The organism is Sphaerotilus mobilis (genome assembly GCF_004216565.1).
Lineage (GTDB): Bacteria > Pseudomonadota > Gammaproteobacteria > Burkholderiales > Burkholderiaceae_C > Sphaerotilus > Sphaerotilus mobilis.
Genome location: NZ_SGWV01000008.1, coordinates 1 through 17,633, shown reverse-complemented (window position 1 = coordinate 17,633; position 17,633 = coordinate 1). Strand labels below are relative to the sequence as shown.

Below are 17,633 nucleotides of genomic sequence, written 5' to 3'. Positions count from 1 at the left end.
CATGACGCCTGCTCTCAACAAAGCCCTGCCGGACATCGACGCCAACGCCACGGGAGGCGTCAAGTTCACGTCGCAAGCCTTCCTGGGCAAGGCAGTGGTGCTGTACTTCTACCCGAAGGACAACACGCCGGGTTGTACCACCGAAGCGATGCAGTTCCGCGACCAGCATCAGGACTTCAAGGACGCCGGCGCGGTGGTCTTTGGCGTCTCGCGGGACAACATGGCCTCGCACGACAAGTTCAAGCAGAACCTGGAACTGCCCTTCGAGCTGATCGCCGACACCGAAGAGAAGCTCTGCCACATGTTCGGCGTGGTCAAGAACAAGATCATGTACGGCAAGAAGGTCAAGGGCATCGAACGCTCGACCTTCCTGATCGATGCCGAAGGCGTGCTGCGCGCCGAGTGGCGTGGGATCAAGGTCGCTGGCCACGTCGAGGAAGTCCTCAAGGCCGTGCGCGAACTCAACATCACCACCGCCTGAACGCCTGCAAGGGCGTGAAGGCGGTCACGAGTGCCGCCACGACGCCCGTGCATAATGAATTCATGCCTGCGACGACCAGATCGCACCCCCTGATGAAGCCGCCCAGCTTGCTGTGCGGCTTTTTTGTTGCCGCGACCGCCGACCGTCCCGCCGGCCGACGTGGCCTGTCCTCAGCCCGCGAAGCCTGAACTCGATGCCTCTGCCTCAACCTCCCGCCAAACGCGGCGCTGTCCTCGATCCCGCCAAGTACGACAAGCCGGCCCTCGGCCGCAGCGCCAAGCGCAGCGCGCCGGCCGTCCAGGAAGACCTCGTCGACGACGTCGATGAGTTGGTCGCCACCAGCCCCGTCCTCGCGGCCATCCCGCCCGTGCCGGCGGTGACGACCGTGGCGCTCAAGTCCCGCAAGGCCAAGGCGCCGGCCGCCGTCGCCACACCGGAGGTGACGCCGCCCCAGCCCGTTGCCAAGGTGGCGCGTCCCGCGAAGGCACCGGCGACCGCCAAGGCCGGCTCGCCCGCCGTGGTCCAGCCGCCTGCCCAGCCCGCCGCGCCCACCCCGGTGGCGACGCGCTCGCGCAAGCCGCGCGGCACCGGGCCGGCCAAGCTGTTCGTGCTCGACACCAATGTGCTGATGCATGACCCGATGTCGATCTTCCGCTTCGAGGAACACGACATCTACCTGCCGATGATCACGCTCGAAGAGCTTGACGGCCACAAGAAGGGCATGAGCGAGGTCTCGCGCAACGTGCGCCAGGTCAGCCGCGAACTCGACGCCCTGGCCGCCAGCCTGGACGACAACGGCAAGCTCGACGCCGCCAGCGGCATCTCGCTGGCCAAGACCGGGCACCGCGAGGCCGGTGGCAAGCTCTACTTCCAGACCACCTTCCTGGACATCAAGCTGCCCGACGGCCTGCCCCAGGGCAAGGCCGACAACCAGATCCTCGGCGTGGTGCAAAGCCTGCGCAACGCCATGCCCGGTCGCGAGGTCGTGCTGGTGTCCAAGGACATCAACATGCGCATCAAGGCGCGTGCGCTCGGCCTGCCCGCAGAGGACTACTTCAACGACAAGACCCTCGAAGACGGTGACCTGCTCTACACCGGCGTCATGGCCCTGCCGTCGGACTTCTGGGAGCGCCACGGCAAGACCATGGAGAGCTGGCAGCAAGGCGGCTCGACCTACTACCGCATCAGCGGCCCGCTGGTCCCCGCGCTGATGGTCAACCAGTTCGTCTACCTCGAGACCCCGGGCAATGCCGCGCTCTATGCCAAGGTCACCGAGATCACCGGCAAGTCGGCGGTGTTGAAGACGCTCAAGGACTACACCCACGCCAAGCACAGCGTCTGGGGCGTGATGGCCCGCAACCGAGAGCAGAACTTCGCGCTGAACCTGCTGCTGGACCCGGACTGCGACTTCATCACGCTGACCGGCACCGCCGGCACCGGCAAGACGCTGATGACGCTGGCCTCGGGCCTGGCGCAGGTGCTCGACGACCGGCGCTACTCCGAGATCATCGTCACCCGCGTGACCGTGCCGGTCGGCGAGGACATCGGCTTCCTGCCCGGCAACGAGGAGGAAAAGATGGGGCCGTGGATGGGCGCGCTCGACGACAACCTCGAGGTGCTGGCGCGGGGCGACAGCGCCGCCGGCGAATGGGGTCGTGCGGCCACCAACGACCTGGTGCGCAGCAAGATCAAGATCAAGAGCCTGAACTTCATGCGCGGGCGGACCTTCCTCAACAAGTTCGTCATCATCGATGAGGCCCAGAACCTGACGCCCAAGCAGATGAAGACGTTGGTCACGCGCGCCGGTCCGGGCACCAAGATCGTCTGCCTAGGCAACCTCGCGCAGATCGACACGCCCTACCTGACCGAAGGCTCGTCGGGCCTGACCTTCGCGGTCGACCGCTTCAAGGGCTGGCCGCACGCCGGCCACATCACGCTGGCGCGCGGCGAGCGTTCGCGGCTGGCGGACTTCGCCTCCGACGTGCTCTGACGGGCCTGCCGCCCACCCCCGCAAGACCGGCTCCGGCCGGTCTTGCTGTTTCTGGAAGTCCGCCATGACGCCGACCCAGGACCTCGTGGTCCTCATCTTCTCGCTGGTCTATCTGGGCATGATCCTGGGCGGACTGCCCTTGCTGCAGCTCGACCGCACCGGCGTCGCGCTGCTCGGCGCCATCGCGCTGATCGGCCTGGATGCCGTGTCGATGCAAGAAGCCGCGCAAGCCGTGCACATCCCCACGGTGATCCTGCTGTTCGCCTTCATGGTCGTGTCGGCCCAGATGCGACTGGGCGGCTTCTACGACTGGGCGACGCGGGCACTGGCCGCCCTGCCCTTGCCGCCCCAGGCGCTGTTGGCCGCGCTGATCGCGGTCAGTGCCGTCCTGTCGGCGGTGTTCAGCAACGACATCGTCTGCCTGGCCGTCGCGCCGGTGCTGGTCGACGCCGCCCGGCGACGCGGCCTGAACCCGCTGCCGCTGCTGCTGGCGCTGGCCTGCGCGTCCAACATCGGCTCGGCCGCGACGCTGATCGGCAACCCGCAGAACATGCTGATCGGCGAGACCCTGAAGCTCGACTTCGCCCGCCACCTGCGCGACGCCGCACTGCCGGTGCTGCTGGCCCTGGCGCTGACCTGGGCGATCGTGGCGCGACTGTTCCGTGGCCGCTGGCTGGGTCCGGTCGAGGCCTCTGCGCAGGCGCCCGAGATCATGCTCGACCGCTGGCAGACCGCCAAGGGCCTGGCGGTGGCGTTGGGCATCGTCGCCTGCTTCTTGCTGACCGACTGGCCGCGCGAAGTCGTCGCACTGACCGGCGCCGGCCTGCTGCTGCTCAGCCGCAAGCTGCACTCGCGCGACATGCTGGGCCTGGTCGACCACGAGCTGCTGCTGCTCTTCATCGGCTTGTTCATCGTCAATCACGCCTTCGCGGCCACCGGCCTGCCGCAGCAGGCGGTCGACGCGCTGGCGCAAGCCGGCATCGCACTCGGTGATCCAGCGCCACTGGCGCTGACCACCTTCGGCCTGTCCAACCTGGTCTCCAACGTGCCCGCCGTGATGCTGCTGCTGCCCCATGCGACACATGCGCTGGCAGGGCTGACGCTGACGCTGGTCAGCACCCTGGCCGGCAACCTGCTGATCGTTGGCAGCATCGCCAACATCATCGTGGTCGACGCCGCCCAGCGCCGGGGCGTGACCCTCGACTGGCGCACCCACGCCCGGGTCGGCGTGCCGGTGACGCTGGGGTCGATGGCGATCTGCGCCGCCTGGCTGGCCTCGTTGGCCTGATCACAGCCGCGGCAAGGCCGCCCACAGTGCCCGCGTCACGGCATGGCGCTGGCCCTGCACCGGGTTGAGGACCTGCGCGACCGGGCCGGATTCGACGATCCGGCCGGCGTCCATCACCGCGACCTCGTCGGCGATGGCCTCGACCAGCGCCAGGTGGTGGGTGATGAAGACCAGCGCCACGCCCGTGTCGCGCTGCAACCGGGCCAGCAGGCTCAGCACCTGAGCCTGCGTGATCAGGTCCAGCGCCGAGGTCGGCTCGTCGCAGATCAGCACACGCGGCTCGCAGGCCAGCGCACGGGCGAAGGCCAGACGCTGGCGTTGGCCGCCCGAATAGGCATGCGGGTGACGGCCCAGGTCCAGCCCGGCGAGGCCGACCTGCTCGATCAGGTGGGCGATGCGCGCGGCGCGGCGGGCCACGTCCCACTCCGGCCGCAGCGAGGCCAGCGTCTCGGCCAGCATGTCGCCGACACGCTGGCGCGGGTCCAGCGAGGCGAGCGGATCCTGGAAGACCAGCTGGATGTCGCGGCGGGCCGCGCGCAAGGCCCGGCCGGCGAGCGGCAACAGCGCCGTCTCGCCCAGCCGCACCGAGCCGCTCGCCACCGCGTCCTCGGGCAGCAACCGGGCCAGCGCCAGCGCGACGCTGGACTTGCCGCAGCCGCTGGCCCCCACCAGCGCCAGCGTGCGCCCGGCCGCGACCGAGAAGCCGATGCCGTCGACCGCCACCTGCCCACCCCGCGCCACGCCCCAGCGCCGCCTGCCGGGGTAGTCAACGCGAAGGTTTTCGACCCGGAGCACGGGCGGGTCTGCGGACGACGGACCGTGCGTCCGTTCGGCGCCCCAGCCTGCCCCACCTGGCACCGCGTCGAGCAGCTCGCGCAGCAGTGGCAAGGCGGGTGCGCCGTCACGACCCAGCAGCAAGGTGGGCGGTCCGACCGCCACCAGCCGCCCTTGGTCCAGCAGCGCGATGCGGTCGGCGCGGGCGGCGGCCACCGCCAGGTCGTGCGTGATCAGCAGCAGGCCGAGCCGGCGTTCGGCTTGCAGGCGGTCGATCAGGTCCAGCACCTGGGCCTGGGTCACCACATCCAGCGCGGACGTGGCCTCGTCGGCAATCAGCAGATCGGGCTCGCCGGCCAGCGCGATGGCCAGCATGGCGCGTTGCTGCTGGCCGCCGGACAGCTCGAAGGCGTGGCGGTCCAGCGCCGACGCCGGCAGGCCCACCTCGGCCAGCCAGCGCAAGGCCTTGTCCCGGGCCGCCGCACCGCGCAGCAGCGTATGGGCCTGCAGCGACTCCTGCAACTGGCGGCCGATGGTCAGCACCGGGTTGAGGCTGGCGCCCGGGTCCTGGAAGACGATGCCGATGCGAGCGCCGCGCACCGCTCGCAGCTCGGCCTCGCCCAGGTCGGGCAGGTTCTGCGGCTCGACGTGTTGACCGGCCCGGGCGGCCAGCCGCACGTCGCCGGATGCGATCCAGGCGTTGTCCGGCAGGAGCCGCAGGATCGCCGCCGCCGTCAGGCTCTTGCCGCTGCCGGACGGCCCGACCAGCGCGACCGTCTCGCCGCGTCGCCATGCCAGCGTCAGGCCGTGCAGGACGCGGCGTGTGCCCAGCTCGTCGTCCTGCAGGTCGACACACAGCTCGTCGATGTCGAGCAAGGCCCTGCTCATGGACGCCCCCCGCCGAGCGCCGCGCGGGGGTCGAAGGCGAGCCGGATCGCGTCGGCCAGCACGTTCAGCGCCAGCACCAGCACGACCATGAAGACAAAGGCCGCGCCGACCGAGCCGTAGACGACCGGCTCGCGCAGCAGCTCGCTGCGGGCCAGGTTGATCATGCTGCCGAAGCTCTGCAGCGCCGGGTCGACGCCGACGCCGACATAGGTCAGCACGGCCTCGTAGAGCACCAGCATGGACAGGTCCAGCGCCGCCTGGATCAGCACCAGATGGGCGACGTGGGGAGCGAGGTGGCGCCAGACGATGCGGGCGTCCGACAGCCCCGAGCCCCGCGCGGCGCGGATGAAGTCCAGCGAGCGCAGCCGCAGCGTTTCGGCCCGCACCAGCCGGCACAGGCCCGCCCAGCCACCCAGGCCGAGGATCAGACACAGCAGCAGCAGCTTGGCATCGGCCCGTTCCAGCGCCGAGGCAAACGCCTGCGGCCGCGCATCGATGGCCGCCTGCGCCAGCAGCACGCCGGCCGCGATCAGCAGCACGTTGGGGATGGCGGCCAGCACGGCGGTCACGCCCTGCACCGCCGCATCCACCGCGCCGCGATACCAGCCCGCCAGCAGACCCAGCGCGAGGGCCGGCGGCACGGTGGCAAGGCTCGCCAGCAGGCCGATCACGAGGGCGGTGCGCACGCTCTTGAGCGCCTGCACCAGCACGTCCTGCCCGATGCGGTCGGTGCCCAGCACATGCCAGGCGCCCGCCCAGGCCACGACGCTGCCGGCCAGCGTGGCCAGCACGGCGACGGCGATGGCGGCCTCGCGGGCGGGGCCGCGCAGCCGGTCCGGGCGTTGGCGCGACACGGCGGTGATCCCGGCCAGCGCGAGCAGCAGGCCGGTCAGGCCGCCCGACACGCCACGCACGACGAGATCGCGCCCCCGCTCGGCCGCCGGGTCGATCAGATGCGCGCCGCCATGCGCCAGGCGCTGCGGCTCGCGCGTCACCACGCCGTGGCGCACGACGCTTTCGCGGGTCAGCGTCCAGGCGTCCAGCGGATGGGAATAGCCCGATTCGCGCATCGCCAGCGGCCGGGCCAGCAGCAGGTCCAGCAGCGATTCGGTCTGCGTGGCCTGCACCGTCGGCGCACCGGCGGCCGAGGGCAAGGCGCGTCGGAAGTGCACGCTGTCGAGCATCGCCAGCGTGCCCATCGCCGCCAGCACGACCAGCGCTGCGGGCGCGCCCGGCGTGGCCAGCACGCGCCGCCAGGCCCGCCGCTGCAAGGGATCGCGCCGCAGCCGCCCGGCGACCAGCACGCCGCCGATCAACAAGGCCCAGAGCAGCAGGTCGGTCCACAGCAGCACCGGCCGGGCCTGCGCCAGCACAATCCAGATCGGCGCGTCCAGCGTGTTCATCGGCCCGCCTCCGTGCCCGCCAGGCGGATGCGTGGATCGGCCCACCACAGCGCGGCGTCGACCAGCAGCATGGCGGCCACGTACAGCGCCGCGCCGAGCACGACCATGGTCCGCACGACCGCGAAGTCCTGCGCCGCGATCGCCTCGATCGCATAGGCGCCCAGGCCCGGCAGGCCGAAGAAGCTCTCGAAGACCAGGCTGCCCAGGAAGACCTGCGGCAGCACCAGGCCGGCGCTGGTCAGCACCGGCACGGCCGCGTTGCGCAGCACATGTCGGCCCAGCACGGCGGACTCGCCCAGGCCCCGGGCGCGGGCGGCGCGCACATGCGGCTTGCCGGCCTCTTCCAGCAGCATCGCGCGGTAGAGCCGCACATCGCCAGCCAGACGGGTCAGCAGCGCCAGACCGAGCGGCAGGGCCAGGAAGCGCCAGGACGCCCAGCCGTCCGCCCAGCCCGAGACGGGTGCCAGCCGCAGCAGGTGCGAGAACAGCGCCTGCCCGGCGACGATGTAGAACAGGCTGGAGACCGACAGCATCAGCAAGGTCAGCGCCCCGCCCCAGCGCTCCAGCGCACTGCCGCGCACGGCAACCAGCGCCAGCGCGATCAGCAGGCTGGCCAGCCCCTGCAGCACAAACAGCGGCAAGGCGAGTTGCACGCTGACCGCCATGCGGCGGGCGACCTCGCGGCCGATGTCGCCGCCGCTCTCGCTGTCGGCGCGGCCGAAGTCCAGCTGCAGCAAGGAGGCGCTGCGCTGCCAGAAGATGGTCTGCGTCAGCGCGGCAGCCCCGTGTTCATCGCCATTCCAGAGCAAGGGCCGGTCATAGCCACGTTCGCGTTTCCAGTGCGTGACCTGTTCGGCCGTGACGCGCTTGCCGCCCAGTGCCAGCCGCGCCATGTCATCGGGCGTGTTGACACCGAAGAACAGCAAGAAGGTCAGCACATGCACGCCCACCAGGACCAGCGCAGCGTCACGCAAGCGCCGGAACAGGAAAGCCAGCATCGGGCGCAGGCTCATGGCCTGAGCCTCCTCGGGTCACGGCCGGACGCCATCGCGCGGCGCCGCAACAGGCGCCGCCACAGCAGCACGGCCCCCGCCAGCGACAGCGCCAGGACCGCCAGCGGCACCTGCCAGCGCGGCGCATTCCACTGCGCCAGCAGGCGGGCGCGCTGCGCCGTGTCCAGCCGCAGGTAGCGCAGCTGGTCCTTGGTCAGCACCGGCACGCCCGCGTTGCGCACCCACGGCTGCCAGGCCGCCCGGCCGGGCGAGACATAGCCCCAGGCCCAGGGCGTGTCGCGCTGGAGGATGGCGACCGCCTGGTCGATCAGCGCCTGCCGCGTCGGGCCGTCCGGCAGCAGCTGGATGCGGCGGAACAGCGCGTCATGGTCCGCATCGGCGTAGTTCGACAGGTTCTCGCCGTCGCTGCGGCTCTTGCCGTTCGGGCCATGCAGCAGGAAGAGGAAGTTCTCGGCATCCGGATAGTCCGCGCCCCAGCCGGAGAAATAGAGCTGGTGACGGCCCTTGCGCACCTTGTCCTGGAACTGGTTGTTGTCGGTCGCACGCAGGTCCAGCGTGATGCCGATGGCGGCGAAGCGGCCGGTCAGCCAGGCGATCTCGGCGCGCAGCTCGGGCGTCATCGCGCGGTAGAAGTCGAGGTGCAGGACCAGCGGCTGGCCGTTCGCCGCATCGCGCCCGTCCGGGTAGCCGGCTTCGCGCAAAAGCGCCCGGGCCTCGTCCAGGCTGCGGCGTACGGCATGGCCGCCGCCGGGCTCGGCCGGCGCGTCGACCCAGCGGTGTGTCACCGGGTTGACGCCCTCGCGTGTGCCCAGCCGCGAACCGGCGATGCCAGCCGGCAAGGGCCCCATGGCCTCGCGCCCACCCTTGGCCGGGAAGATGCGGGCGTGTTCGCCCCAGTCCAGCGCGATCGCCACCGCCTGGCGCAGGGCCCGGTTGCGGCGCTGACGCTCGGGTGTGTCGCCCTGGCCAACGATGGGGTCGAGCATGTTGAAGCCCAGGTACCAGATGACCAGGTCGTCGGCCTCGGGCAATTGCAGGCCACGTTCGCTCAGGCGCTCGCGGGTCGCGTCGTCGTCGCGCATGTCCAGCGCGTAGTCCGAGCCGCGGTCGGTGCGTTCGACCTCGGGCGCATCCAGCCAGCCCTGCAGGAACTTGGTCTTGAGCGTGGCGGCCTCGCGCTCGATGCGGAACTCCACACGGTCGATGAAGGGCAAGGGCTGGCCGCAATCGGCCAGCAGGCCGCGTTCGGCATCGCCGGGCATGCCCTCGCAGGGATAGGTCTCGTGGCGGAAGTGGGGGTTGCGCACCAGCACATGGCGGCGGTCCTGTTCGTAGACCGCCAGCATGTAGGGCCCCGTGCCGACCGGCCAGCGGTCCAGCGTCAGACCTCGGCGGGCGCGGCCGGGCTCGGCGTGGAAGGCCTCGACCTCCCACGGCACCGGCGCGACAAAGGTCGTCGCCAGCCAGTAGCGGAAGGCCGGGTAGCGGCCCTTCAGGCGGATGCGCAGGGTGTGCGCGTCGGGCGCCGTCACGCCCGCCAGCGGCCAGCGGCGGAAGTCCAGCCACGGCAGGTCGGGCGCGTCGGCGCTCAGGCCGGCGCGCAGGCGCTGATCTTCGGCGCGGACCTGGGCGGCGTAGTCGGCCATGCCCACCACATGCTCGGCCAGCAGGCTGTAGATCGGCGCGGGCAGGCGCGGCGTGGCGTGGCGCTGGAAGGCCAGCACGAAGTCGGCGGCGACCAGTTCGCGCGTGTCCAGATGCGGGAAGGCCAGCGGCGCGTCGGGCTCGTCGGCCAGCCGTTCTGCATGCGCGCCGTGGTAGCGCCAACGCCCCTGTGCATCACGCGCGAAGGCCGGGTGCGGCTGGTAGCGCACGCCCGGCCGGATCGCGATCTCGTAGACGCTCTCGGCCACCCGCTCATCGGGCGCATCGGCCGGCAGCGTGCGGCCTTGCGCATCCTTCAGCACCGGCTCGGGCACCGCCAGCGCCAGGCGCGGGATCAGCGTGTACGGCCGCTTGAGGTAGTGGTAGGCGAGCAGCGGCTCGTAGATGCTGTGGGTGTAGGGCGTGTCCTGGTTCCAGTAGGACGCGACCGGGTCGAGGTGGCGCGGCGAGCGTTCGGTGAAGGCGGTGTAGAGCGTGTTGGCCTCGGCCGCGCCGGGCGGATAGGGGCTGTTGCCGCAGCCGCCGAGCCCCGCCAACAGGGTCAGCAACAGGACCAGCGGCCAGCCCCGCATCACACGCGCGCCTCAGCCCCAGGCGACCAGGGCATCGCGGCCCTGCACCACCAGATCCGCCTTGAGGCCCGAGGGCAAGGTGACCTTGGTGCGGCCGTGGCCAACCGGCAGGCCGGTCAGCACCGGCACCGCGCAGACGCTGCGCAGGTGTTCGACCATGGCCTTGAGGTTGTAGCCCCGGTCCAGCGGGCTCTTCTTCCAGCCGCTGAAGTCGCCCAGCAAGATCGCCTTCTGCGCCCCCAGCACACCCGCCTGCTGCAGCTGCAGCAGCATGCGTTCGACCCGGTAGGGATGCTCGTTGACGTCTTCCAGGAACAGGATGCCGCCGCGCACCCGGGGCCAGTGCGGCGTGCCCAGCAGGCTGGTCAGCACGCACAGGTTGCCGCCCCAGAGCCGGCCGCTCACGGCCAGGCCGTCGTGGCCTTCCGGCACGCGAAAGCCGATCGCCTCCAGCTCGCCGCTGACGGCCTCGTGGAAGCAGTCGGGCGTGACCTCGTCCAGCCCGCCGTCGGCATCGCTGGCACCGAAGTCGGCACAGGCCAGCGGGCCATGCCAGGTCACCGCGTTCGGGCTGTTGCCGATGTGGGCCAGCAGGCCGGCTTGCAGGGCGGTCTGGTCGCTGTGACCGACCCAGTGCGTGCCACGTTCGACCGCCTGCGCGATGAGTGTCCAGTCGATCCGGTCGAGCAGCCGCGTCAGGCCGTAGCCGCCCCGGCTGGCCAGTGCGACATGCGGGGCGGCCGTGGCGACGCGGTGCAGCGCGGCCAGGCGCGTGTCGTCGTCACCGGCAAAGCGCTGGTGGCGCGCCAGCGCGGCCTCGTCGATGCTGACGCGGTAGCCGGCCTGCCCCAGCCGCTTGGCTGCGCGCTTGAGCACGGCGGCCTGCGCCACCACGCCGGAGGGGCTGTAGACATGCAGCTCGCCCAGGTCGGGACGGGAAGACGGGGACGTGGCTGCGGACATGCAAGGGCTTTCAGGATTCAAGAAACGGACGAGGCCGCTGACGCGCGGCCTCGGCGGGGACGGACACGGTGGTCAGCCCGGGCTCATGCCCGCGTGCCAGGCCCGCGGTCCTTGTCGGGCCCCAGGGCATCGAGGCCCGCGAAGGCGCTGAGCCCGCCCAGCTGCGTCAGGGTCGCCTCGGCCACATCGGGCAGCGGCATCGGTTCGAGCGGCGCGAGCTGGGTGACCGGCAGCGAGGGGTCCTCGATCACCTCGGGCAGCGTGAAGGTCAGCGTGTCGTTCTCGCGCGTGCTGTGGGGCGGACCGGGCGGATGGCCGCCGTAGTCGACATCCGCGCTGGCAGGCTGCAGCGGCGTCGCCGCCGGGTGGCCGACGATGGGCGCATGCACCAGGCCGACCGGGGCATCGGCCTCGGGCTCACGGTCGTGTGACGTGCCGGTCATGCCCTCGGCCACACGCGCCAGGCGCTCGGCCTTCTGCTGGGCCCGGCGCTCGGCGAAGAAGTCGCGCAGCACCCGGCCGCAAGGCTCTTCCAGCACGCCACCGACCACGGCGGTGTGGTGGTTGAGCTGGTTCAGGCCGAACAGGTCGACCACCGATCCGGCCGCGCCGGTCTTCGGGTCGCGGGCACCGAAGACCACCCGCTTGAAGCGCGCGTGCAGCAGCGCCATCGCGCACATCGGACACGGTTCGAGCGTCACATAGAGCTCGCAATCCGGCAGCCGGTAGTTCTCGACCAGCGCGGCCGCGTGGCGCAAGGCCACCAGTTCGGCGTGGGCGGTCGGATCGTGTGTCGTGATCGGCCGGTTGTAGCCCGTGGCCAGCACCTTCGGGCCATCGGCGGTGTGCTGCACGATGACCGCCCCGACCGGCACCTCGCCCGCCAGGTGGGCGTTCAGCGCCTGGTCCAGCGCCAGGCGCATCAGGTGTTCGTCGACCGGCGTGATGCTGGCCGGCGAGGGGAAATGGTCGATGCCGGTGCCCAGTTCGGGCAAGGCACCCGGCTCGTCGGCAAGGGCTGCGCGGGGGTCGCGGTTGGAAGGTTCGGACATCGCGGGAGGGGTCGTCGGTCGTCGGCATGATCGCCGTGTGCGCCGCCGCTCACGGCATGGCGCAGGCCAGCCGGCATTGTCACCGCCGGGCGGGCGGCTGCAACCGGCCGTGCGCCGTGCGCTGGACTCAGGCCTTGGGCTTGACCTTGGCCACAGGCGCCTTCGTCACCCAGCATTCGGACAGCGACTGGCTGCGCGCCGCCGCTTCGACCTGCTCGACAAACCGGTCGGCCAGCGCCGCATCCAGCCGCATGGGGCGGAACTGACCATCGCCACACAGCCAACGCACCATGCCCGGATCGGCCTTGAGCAGATCGGTGACGTTGCGCAGCGCCTCCTCCTTGCGGCCGGTCTGCATCAGCAGCAGCGACAGGTTGTAGGCCGGCCAGGGCCGCACGACCTGATCAGGCCGGCCTTGCGCCAGTTCGATCGCACGGCGCAGATGCTGTTCGGATGCGGCCAGCGCCCGAGGCACCTCCGCACCCGGCGCAGCGCCCTTGGCCTCTGCCGTCAGGAACAGGGCCTGACGCAGCTGCGCATAGCCCAGGATGCCGTGTGCCTCGCTGCTGTCGGGGAAACGCTGCGTGTATTCCTCCAAGGCGGCCAGGGCCTCGGGGTACTGCCGGTTGATCAGGAAGCGCGTGCCCACCTGGAACAGCTCGAAGGAGTCGACCGTCTGCTTCAGGCGGGCATCGGCCTGTTCAAGCAGGACCTGCCGCTCCGCAAGCTTCACATCCATCTCGGCCAGACGAGCCTCCAGCGGCGCCAGCCGCGTGGCGCTGTAGACCAGCGCACCGATCAGGCAGGCAGCGCCCAGCAGGACCATGCCCAGCGAGGTCTTCGACGAACGCTGCAGCTCGCTCAGCGTCGACGCGATCTGGGCGTCATCCATGTTTGCTCAGGTTGCTGATCAGGCTCTCCACCAAGGTGAAGGCCCGGTTGAAGAAATGGCTGATGCGGGCCGACGACGCCGTCACCAGACCGGTGCTGCCGAACACCGCGACCAGGCTGGTCGTGTCGGCCTTCTCGGTCGTGACGATCATGTAGCCCGCTGCTAGCAGCATCACGAAGGACACCCCGGTCAGCACCAGATAGACGATGCGTTCGACCTGGAACAGGCGCAGCAGCCGATCCAGCGCGTCCATCGCCGTCTCGACCAGTTGCCGGTTCTGGTCCGCCACCGAAGCGCCGGTGCTGCCGGCCGTGCCTGCCGTGCCCGCCGGGCCTGTGTTGTTCTCCGCCATCGCTGACTCCCTCCGACCACGCCATGTGGCTGTCGCCAGAGTGTGCGGCGAGGCGCCGGTGATGCCCACCGGCCGGTTTCACATCGACCGGATTAGGCTCGACTTGTTCACAACCGGCACGCCACGACGCGCTCGGGCCGATCAGCGCAAGCCGCCCACATAACGCCCCAGCAGCCCCTGCGCCGGCCGCAGGGGTGCGTCCGCTCCCGCGTTGGCATCCAGCGGCATCGGGCCGCTGTTGGCGGCCTGCGCCGTGCGGGTCGGCGTCTGCGTCTGCGTCTGCGTCTGCGTTGACGTTGGCGGAAAAAGGGCGGCCTGCAGCTTGAGCGCCCAGCCCTGCAACTCGGGGTGATCGCGTTCGGCCAGCGCGATGCGGATGACCTCGCGCGCATAGGTCGCGTCGCGCACCAGCCATTCCACATCGGTCACCCGACCGATCTTGCGGCGCATCGCCACATGCAGATGCGCGGCGATGCCGAGCTTGTCGCTCTCGCTCAGGCGTGCCGGGGTGGGGTCGTTGATCAGGGCCATGTTGCTTGCCGTCCTTGTCGTGCTGCTGCGGGTCACTCGACCCGTTCGCCGTGCTGGCTCAGGTCCAGCCCGGCGTGTTCCTGTCGCGCATTGACCCGCAGACCCAGCGTCGCGCCGATCAGCCACAGGATCGCGGCCGTTGCCACCGCGCTGTAGAGCGCGACGGCCCCCACGGCAGTCGCCTGCGCGAGCAGCGAGCCGCTGACGCCGCCGATGCGCGGATCGGCCAGCACGCCGGTCAGCAAGGCCCCCAGCAGGCCCGCCACGCCATGCACGCCGAACACGTCCAGGCTGTCGTCCGCCCCCAGCATCCGTTTCAGGCCCGTGGCGCCCCAGTAGCAGGCGACACCCGCCAGCGCACCGATCAGTGCCGCCGAGGCCGGCGTCACATAGCCCGAGGCCGGCGTCACCGCCACCAGCCCGCCGATCGCGCCACTGCACAGGCCCAGCAGCGTCGGCGTGCCCCGCACCAGCCATTCCGCCGCCATCCAGGCCAGCGTGCCGGCGGCGGCGGCCATCTGCGTGTTCAGGATCGCGATGCCCGCCCGCCCATCGGCGGCCATCGCCGAGCCGCCGTTGAAGCCCATCCAGCCGACCCACAGCAGGCCCGCGCCGGTCAGCGTCCAGCCCAGGTTGGCCGGCATCAGCGGCACCTCGCCATAGCCCAGCCGCCGCCCCAGGATCGCGGCCGCCACCAGCCCGGCCACACCCGCGTTGACATGCACGACGGTGCCCCCGGCAAAGTCCAGCGCCCCCAGCGCCCCGAGCCATCCACCGGGCCCCCAGACCCAGTGCGCCACCGGCGCATAAACCACCAGCGACCACAGGCCCATGAACCACAACAGGGCGGCAAAGCGCATGCGTTCAGCAAACGCGCCCACGATCAGGGCAGGCGTGATCACCGCGAAGCTCAGCTGATACATCACGAACACCGACTCCGGCACCGTCGGCGCCAGCGCATGAACACTGGCCTGCCCCTGCGCCAGATCCATCGCCAGCGTCCCCAGCCACACGGCCCCGAAGTCCCCCAACCAGCCATTGCCCGGCCGGAACGCCAGGCTGTAGCCCACCGCACACCACAGCAACGAGACCAGCGCACACGTCGCCAGCACCTGCGCCATCGTCGCCAACAGGTTCTTCTTGCGCACCATGCCGGCATAGAACAGCGCCAGACCGGGCAAGGTCATCAACAGCACCAGCACGGTGGCAACCAGCATCCAGGCGGTGTTGCCAGTGTCGAGGGTGGGCATGGGGCGGGCGAGCGGGAGTGGAGGGCTGGCCGGATGTTGCAAATTGCGGGCCGGCCTGCCGATCTCTGAACCGCGAGGGGCCCTCCGGCCTTCGATCTGTGATCTCGCCAGGCGCAACCGACACACGCCAATCCGCAAGGAAGATTGCATGCCCGGAGCAAGTGGTGTTTGATGCCGACCGCACAAACATCCCCCAGGAAACACCATGCAAAGCATCCCGATCTCAGCCGTGTTCATCGGCATCTTTGCCCTGCTGCAGATTCCACTCACCGTGATGGTGGGCTTGCGGCGCGCGATCACCGGTATCCAGTTCTTCGACGGCGGTGACCAGACGCTCTTGCGTCGCATGCGGGCGCACGGCAACTACACGGAAACCGTCCCCATCGTGCTGCTGGCGATGGCGGCCTCGGAAGCCACCGGCGCGCCTGCGTGGATGTTGTGGGCTGGCGGCGCCTCGTTGCTGATCGGCAGACTCATGCACGCCGCCATCCTGGTCCTCAAGGGCTGGGGCCTGCCCCGGGCGCTGGGGATGATCCTCACCTTCGTCCCCATGCTGGGTTTTGGCGCCTGGTGTCTGTCACGCGCCTGGCTGGCACATTGACGCCTGCGGGACATGCCGCACATCGCCACGCAAGGCTCACGGCGCAGGCATGTGGACGCAGCACCCGGGTTCAGAAGCTGTCGAGCGGACTGCGCACCCCGCGCCCGCCCCGGTTCAGCACATGTGTGTAGATCATGGTCGTGCGCACGTCCGCATGGCCCAGCAGTTCCTGCACCGTGCGGATGTCGTAGCCGGCCTGCAGCAGATGCGTCGCAAAGGAATGGCGCAGCACATGCGGCGACACCGGCTTGTCCACCCCCGCCCGCCGGGCGGCCAGCGACACCGCGCGCTGCACCGACTGCTCATGCAGGTGATGTCGCCGCTCGACACCGCTGCGCGGATCCGTGCTGGTTGCAGGACTCGGGAACACCCACTGCCAGCCCCAGACCCTGGGCGCGGCCGGATATTTCACCGCCAAGGCATCGGGCAGCCACACCCCCGGCAGACCCGCCGCCAGGTCCCGCTCGTGTTGCACCTTGGCGCTGACCAGTTGCTGCTGCAAAGGACCGATCAGGTTCTCCGGCAGGACGGTCACCCGGTCCTTGCCACCCTTGCCATCGCGCACCACGCATTCCCGGCGCGTGAACTCCACATCCTTGACCCGCAGCCGCAAGCCTTCGAGCAAGCGCATGCCGGTGCCATACAGCAAAGCCGCCACCAACCACTGCGCACCGCTCAGCTCATTGAGCAGCCGCTCGACCTCACGAGGCGTCAACACGACCGGCAGATGCCGCGAAGGCTTGGCGATCACCACCTCGTCCAGCCACGGCAGATCGACGCCGAGCACCTCCCGATACAAGAACAACAAGGCGGCCCGCGCCTGCGACTGTGTCGACGCACTGACGTTGCGCTCCGACGCCAGATGCGTCAGGAAGGCCGTCACCTCCGGTCCTCCTAAATCTTGTGGATGACGCAGCCCATGAAAATGAATATAGCGCCGAGCCCAGCCGACATACACCTCCTCGGTGCGCAGGGCATATTGCCGGACACGGATCGCCTGCCGAAGCAGCGTCAGCAGCTTCGGTTTAGTCGTCACCGCCGAGGTGCTCGGGTTATCGCTCATGGACGTCCTAGGAGCTTCAATGCAGACGGACCAATTTAGGCGGCCTATTCACCGTCCCCCATCACCTTGAAGAGGGCCCCAAAGGGGGCTGTTCACCTGGGACCGAGGGCGCTAGCATCCGCGCGTGGGCGACACCGGGACTGCGCGTTAGGCTGCAGAGCAATCCCTACACCATGTCCCCTAAACGACGTTGAGCATCATGAATTCCGTTCGGCGCTCTTGCCCACAATGCGGCCGACTCGCTCTCGGCGAAACACTCGTTGCGAACGCCGGCCTTTGCCTCTCATGCAGTAAGAGGAATTCGCCGACCTATCCGCTGAGTCCCGAGCTTGCAGCGCGAGCCGTCCCCGTGCCAAGCGGCGCGGCCGCAGCTGAACTTAAGGCCGCCCGACTGCTGCGACTCCAGGAGCCGCTTCGCGCGCTACTTCAAGCGGAACTGGCTCTTGGAAACGTCGTTGTTGAAACTGCCGAGGAGTGGCCACAGCCGGGAAGCATCTTTGTCATGCTCGGGAAGCCATTCCTGGCGAAACCGGCCGCGTTGCCAACGGGCGTCGTTCTTCGCGAAATCAATGACCCGCACTATTGGAAGGCCGAGTATGTCCATGAGAGTTCAGTCCATGTCTTGGCCTGCCGCTTCTAGGTGGCGCTCTCTGATGCCCAACCCATCATTGCAGCGGACGCCTTCGGCGTCCGCTGAATTCAGACGTTAGGCCACTCGCCCATTCATGCCCGAACCGCGTCAATCATGAAAACCGAGCCGCTCACGCTGTTCACCGATGCTGCCCAACTTCACACGCTGGCGCGTCCGGCCTCGGTTTCTTGCCGCCGCGTGTCGCTCTGGCCGTTCCAAACGTT

General features: G+C 69.9%; 14 protein-coding genes and 1 pseudogene. 4 read left to right on the top strand and 11 right to left on the bottom strand.

The features are described from left to right. Position 1: 1 nt before the first annotated feature. The 3 genes from EV685_RS05495 to EV685_RS05485 all read left to right on the top strand — a co-directional run bounded on the left by EV685_RS05495 (position 2) and on the right by EV685_RS05485 (position 3,759). On the top strand, positions 2-481 hold the full coding sequence (locus EV685_RS05495; protein WP_130481017.1) for a peroxiredoxin: 480 nt from the start codon (positions 2-4) through the stop codon (positions 479-481). A 193-nt stretch (positions 482-674) separates the two neighbouring features. Beyond that, the gene (locus EV685_RS05490) at positions 675-2,471 is read left to right on the top strand and encodes a PhoH family protein (RefSeq protein WP_130481016.1); all 1,797 of its coding nucleotides are present in this window, start codon (positions 675-677) and stop codon (positions 2,469-2,471) included. 64 nt (positions 2,472-2,535) lie between these two features. Continuing rightward, positions 2,536-3,759 carry an SLC13 family permease gene (locus EV685_RS05485; RefSeq protein WP_130481015.1) on the top strand — a complete coding sequence of 408 codons (1,224 nt, stop codon included), beginning with the start codon at positions 2,536-2,538 and terminating at the stop codon, positions 3,757-3,759. On the opposite strand, the gene EV685_RS05480 is transcribed toward EV685_RS05485, so the two are convergent. From EV685_RS05480 to EV685_RS05435, 10 genes and pseudogenes are all read right to left on the bottom strand, one after another. Next, on the bottom strand, positions 3,760-5,421 hold the full coding sequence (locus EV685_RS05480) for an ATP-binding cassette domain-containing protein (RefSeq protein WP_130481014.1): 1,662 nt from the start codon (positions 5,419-5,421) through the stop codon (positions 3,760-3,762). After that, positions 5,418-6,824: an ABC transporter permease gene (locus EV685_RS05475; protein ID WP_130481013.1), complete on the bottom strand. Its 1,407-nt coding sequence runs from the start codon at positions 6,822-6,824 to the stop codon at positions 5,418-5,420. The genes EV685_RS05480 and EV685_RS05475 overlap by 4 nt, the downstream gene beginning before the upstream one ends. Beyond that, entirely contained in the window at positions 6,821-7,822 is a 1,002-nt protein-coding gene (locus tag EV685_RS05470; protein ID WP_130481678.1) for an ABC transporter permease, read from the bottom strand. The genes EV685_RS05475 and EV685_RS05470 overlap by 4 nt, the downstream gene beginning before the upstream one ends. An 11-nt stretch (positions 7,823-7,833) precedes the next feature. After that, positions 7,834-10,074: an ABC transporter substrate-binding protein gene (locus EV685_RS05465; RefSeq protein WP_130481012.1), complete on the bottom strand. Its 2,241-nt coding sequence runs from the start codon at positions 10,072-10,074 to the stop codon at positions 7,834-7,836. 12 nt (positions 10,075-10,086) lie between these two features. Beyond that, positions 10,087-11,037, bottom strand: a complete 951-nt coding sequence (locus EV685_RS05460) for an LD-carboxypeptidase (RefSeq protein ID WP_130481011.1) — start codon at positions 11,035-11,037, stop codon at positions 10,087-10,089. A 455-nt stretch (positions 11,038-11,492) separates the two neighbouring features. Continuing rightward, positions 11,493-11,960 (bottom strand): annotated as a pseudogene (tadA, locus tag EV685_RS05455) (tRNA adenosine(34) deaminase TadA); the annotation flags it as partial. 256 nt (positions 11,961-12,216) lie between these two features. Beyond that, positions 12,217-12,981, bottom strand: a complete 765-nt coding sequence (locus tag EV685_RS05450) for a tetratricopeptide repeat protein (protein ID WP_130481010.1) — start codon at positions 12,979-12,981, stop codon at positions 12,217-12,219. Then, entirely contained in the window at positions 12,974-13,333 is a 360-nt protein-coding gene (locus EV685_RS05445; protein ID WP_130481009.1) for a hypothetical protein, read from the bottom strand. Before EV685_RS05445 ends, EV685_RS05450 begins: the two co-directional genes overlap by 8 nt. Before the next feature lie 141 nt (positions 13,334-13,474). Further along, positions 13,475-13,864 carry a hypothetical protein gene (locus EV685_RS05440; RefSeq protein WP_130481008.1) on the bottom strand — a complete coding sequence of 130 codons (390 nt, stop codon included), beginning with the start codon at positions 13,862-13,864 and terminating at the stop codon, positions 13,475-13,477. 32 nt (positions 13,865-13,896) lie between these two features. Beyond that, positions 13,897-15,114 carry an ammonium transporter gene (locus EV685_RS05435; protein WP_130481007.1) on the bottom strand — a complete coding sequence of 406 codons (1,218 nt, stop codon included), beginning with the start codon at positions 15,112-15,114 and terminating at the stop codon, positions 13,897-13,899. Positions 15,115-15,343: 229 nt separating this feature from the next. Here EV685_RS05435 and EV685_RS05430 point away from each other — a divergent pair, with 229 nt between their 5' ends. Further along, positions 15,344-15,715, top strand: a complete 372-nt coding sequence (locus tag EV685_RS05430; protein WP_242615445.1) for an MAPEG family protein — start codon at positions 15,344-15,346, stop codon at positions 15,713-15,715. Between the two features lie 70 nt (positions 15,716-15,785). On the opposite strand, the gene EV685_RS05425 is transcribed toward EV685_RS05430, so the two are convergent. Further along, on the bottom strand, positions 15,786-16,778 hold the full coding sequence (locus tag EV685_RS05425) for an integron integrase (RefSeq protein WP_130481005.1): 993 nt from the start codon (positions 16,776-16,778) through the stop codon (positions 15,786-15,788). Between the last annotated feature and the right edge of the window lie 855 nt (positions 16,779-17,633).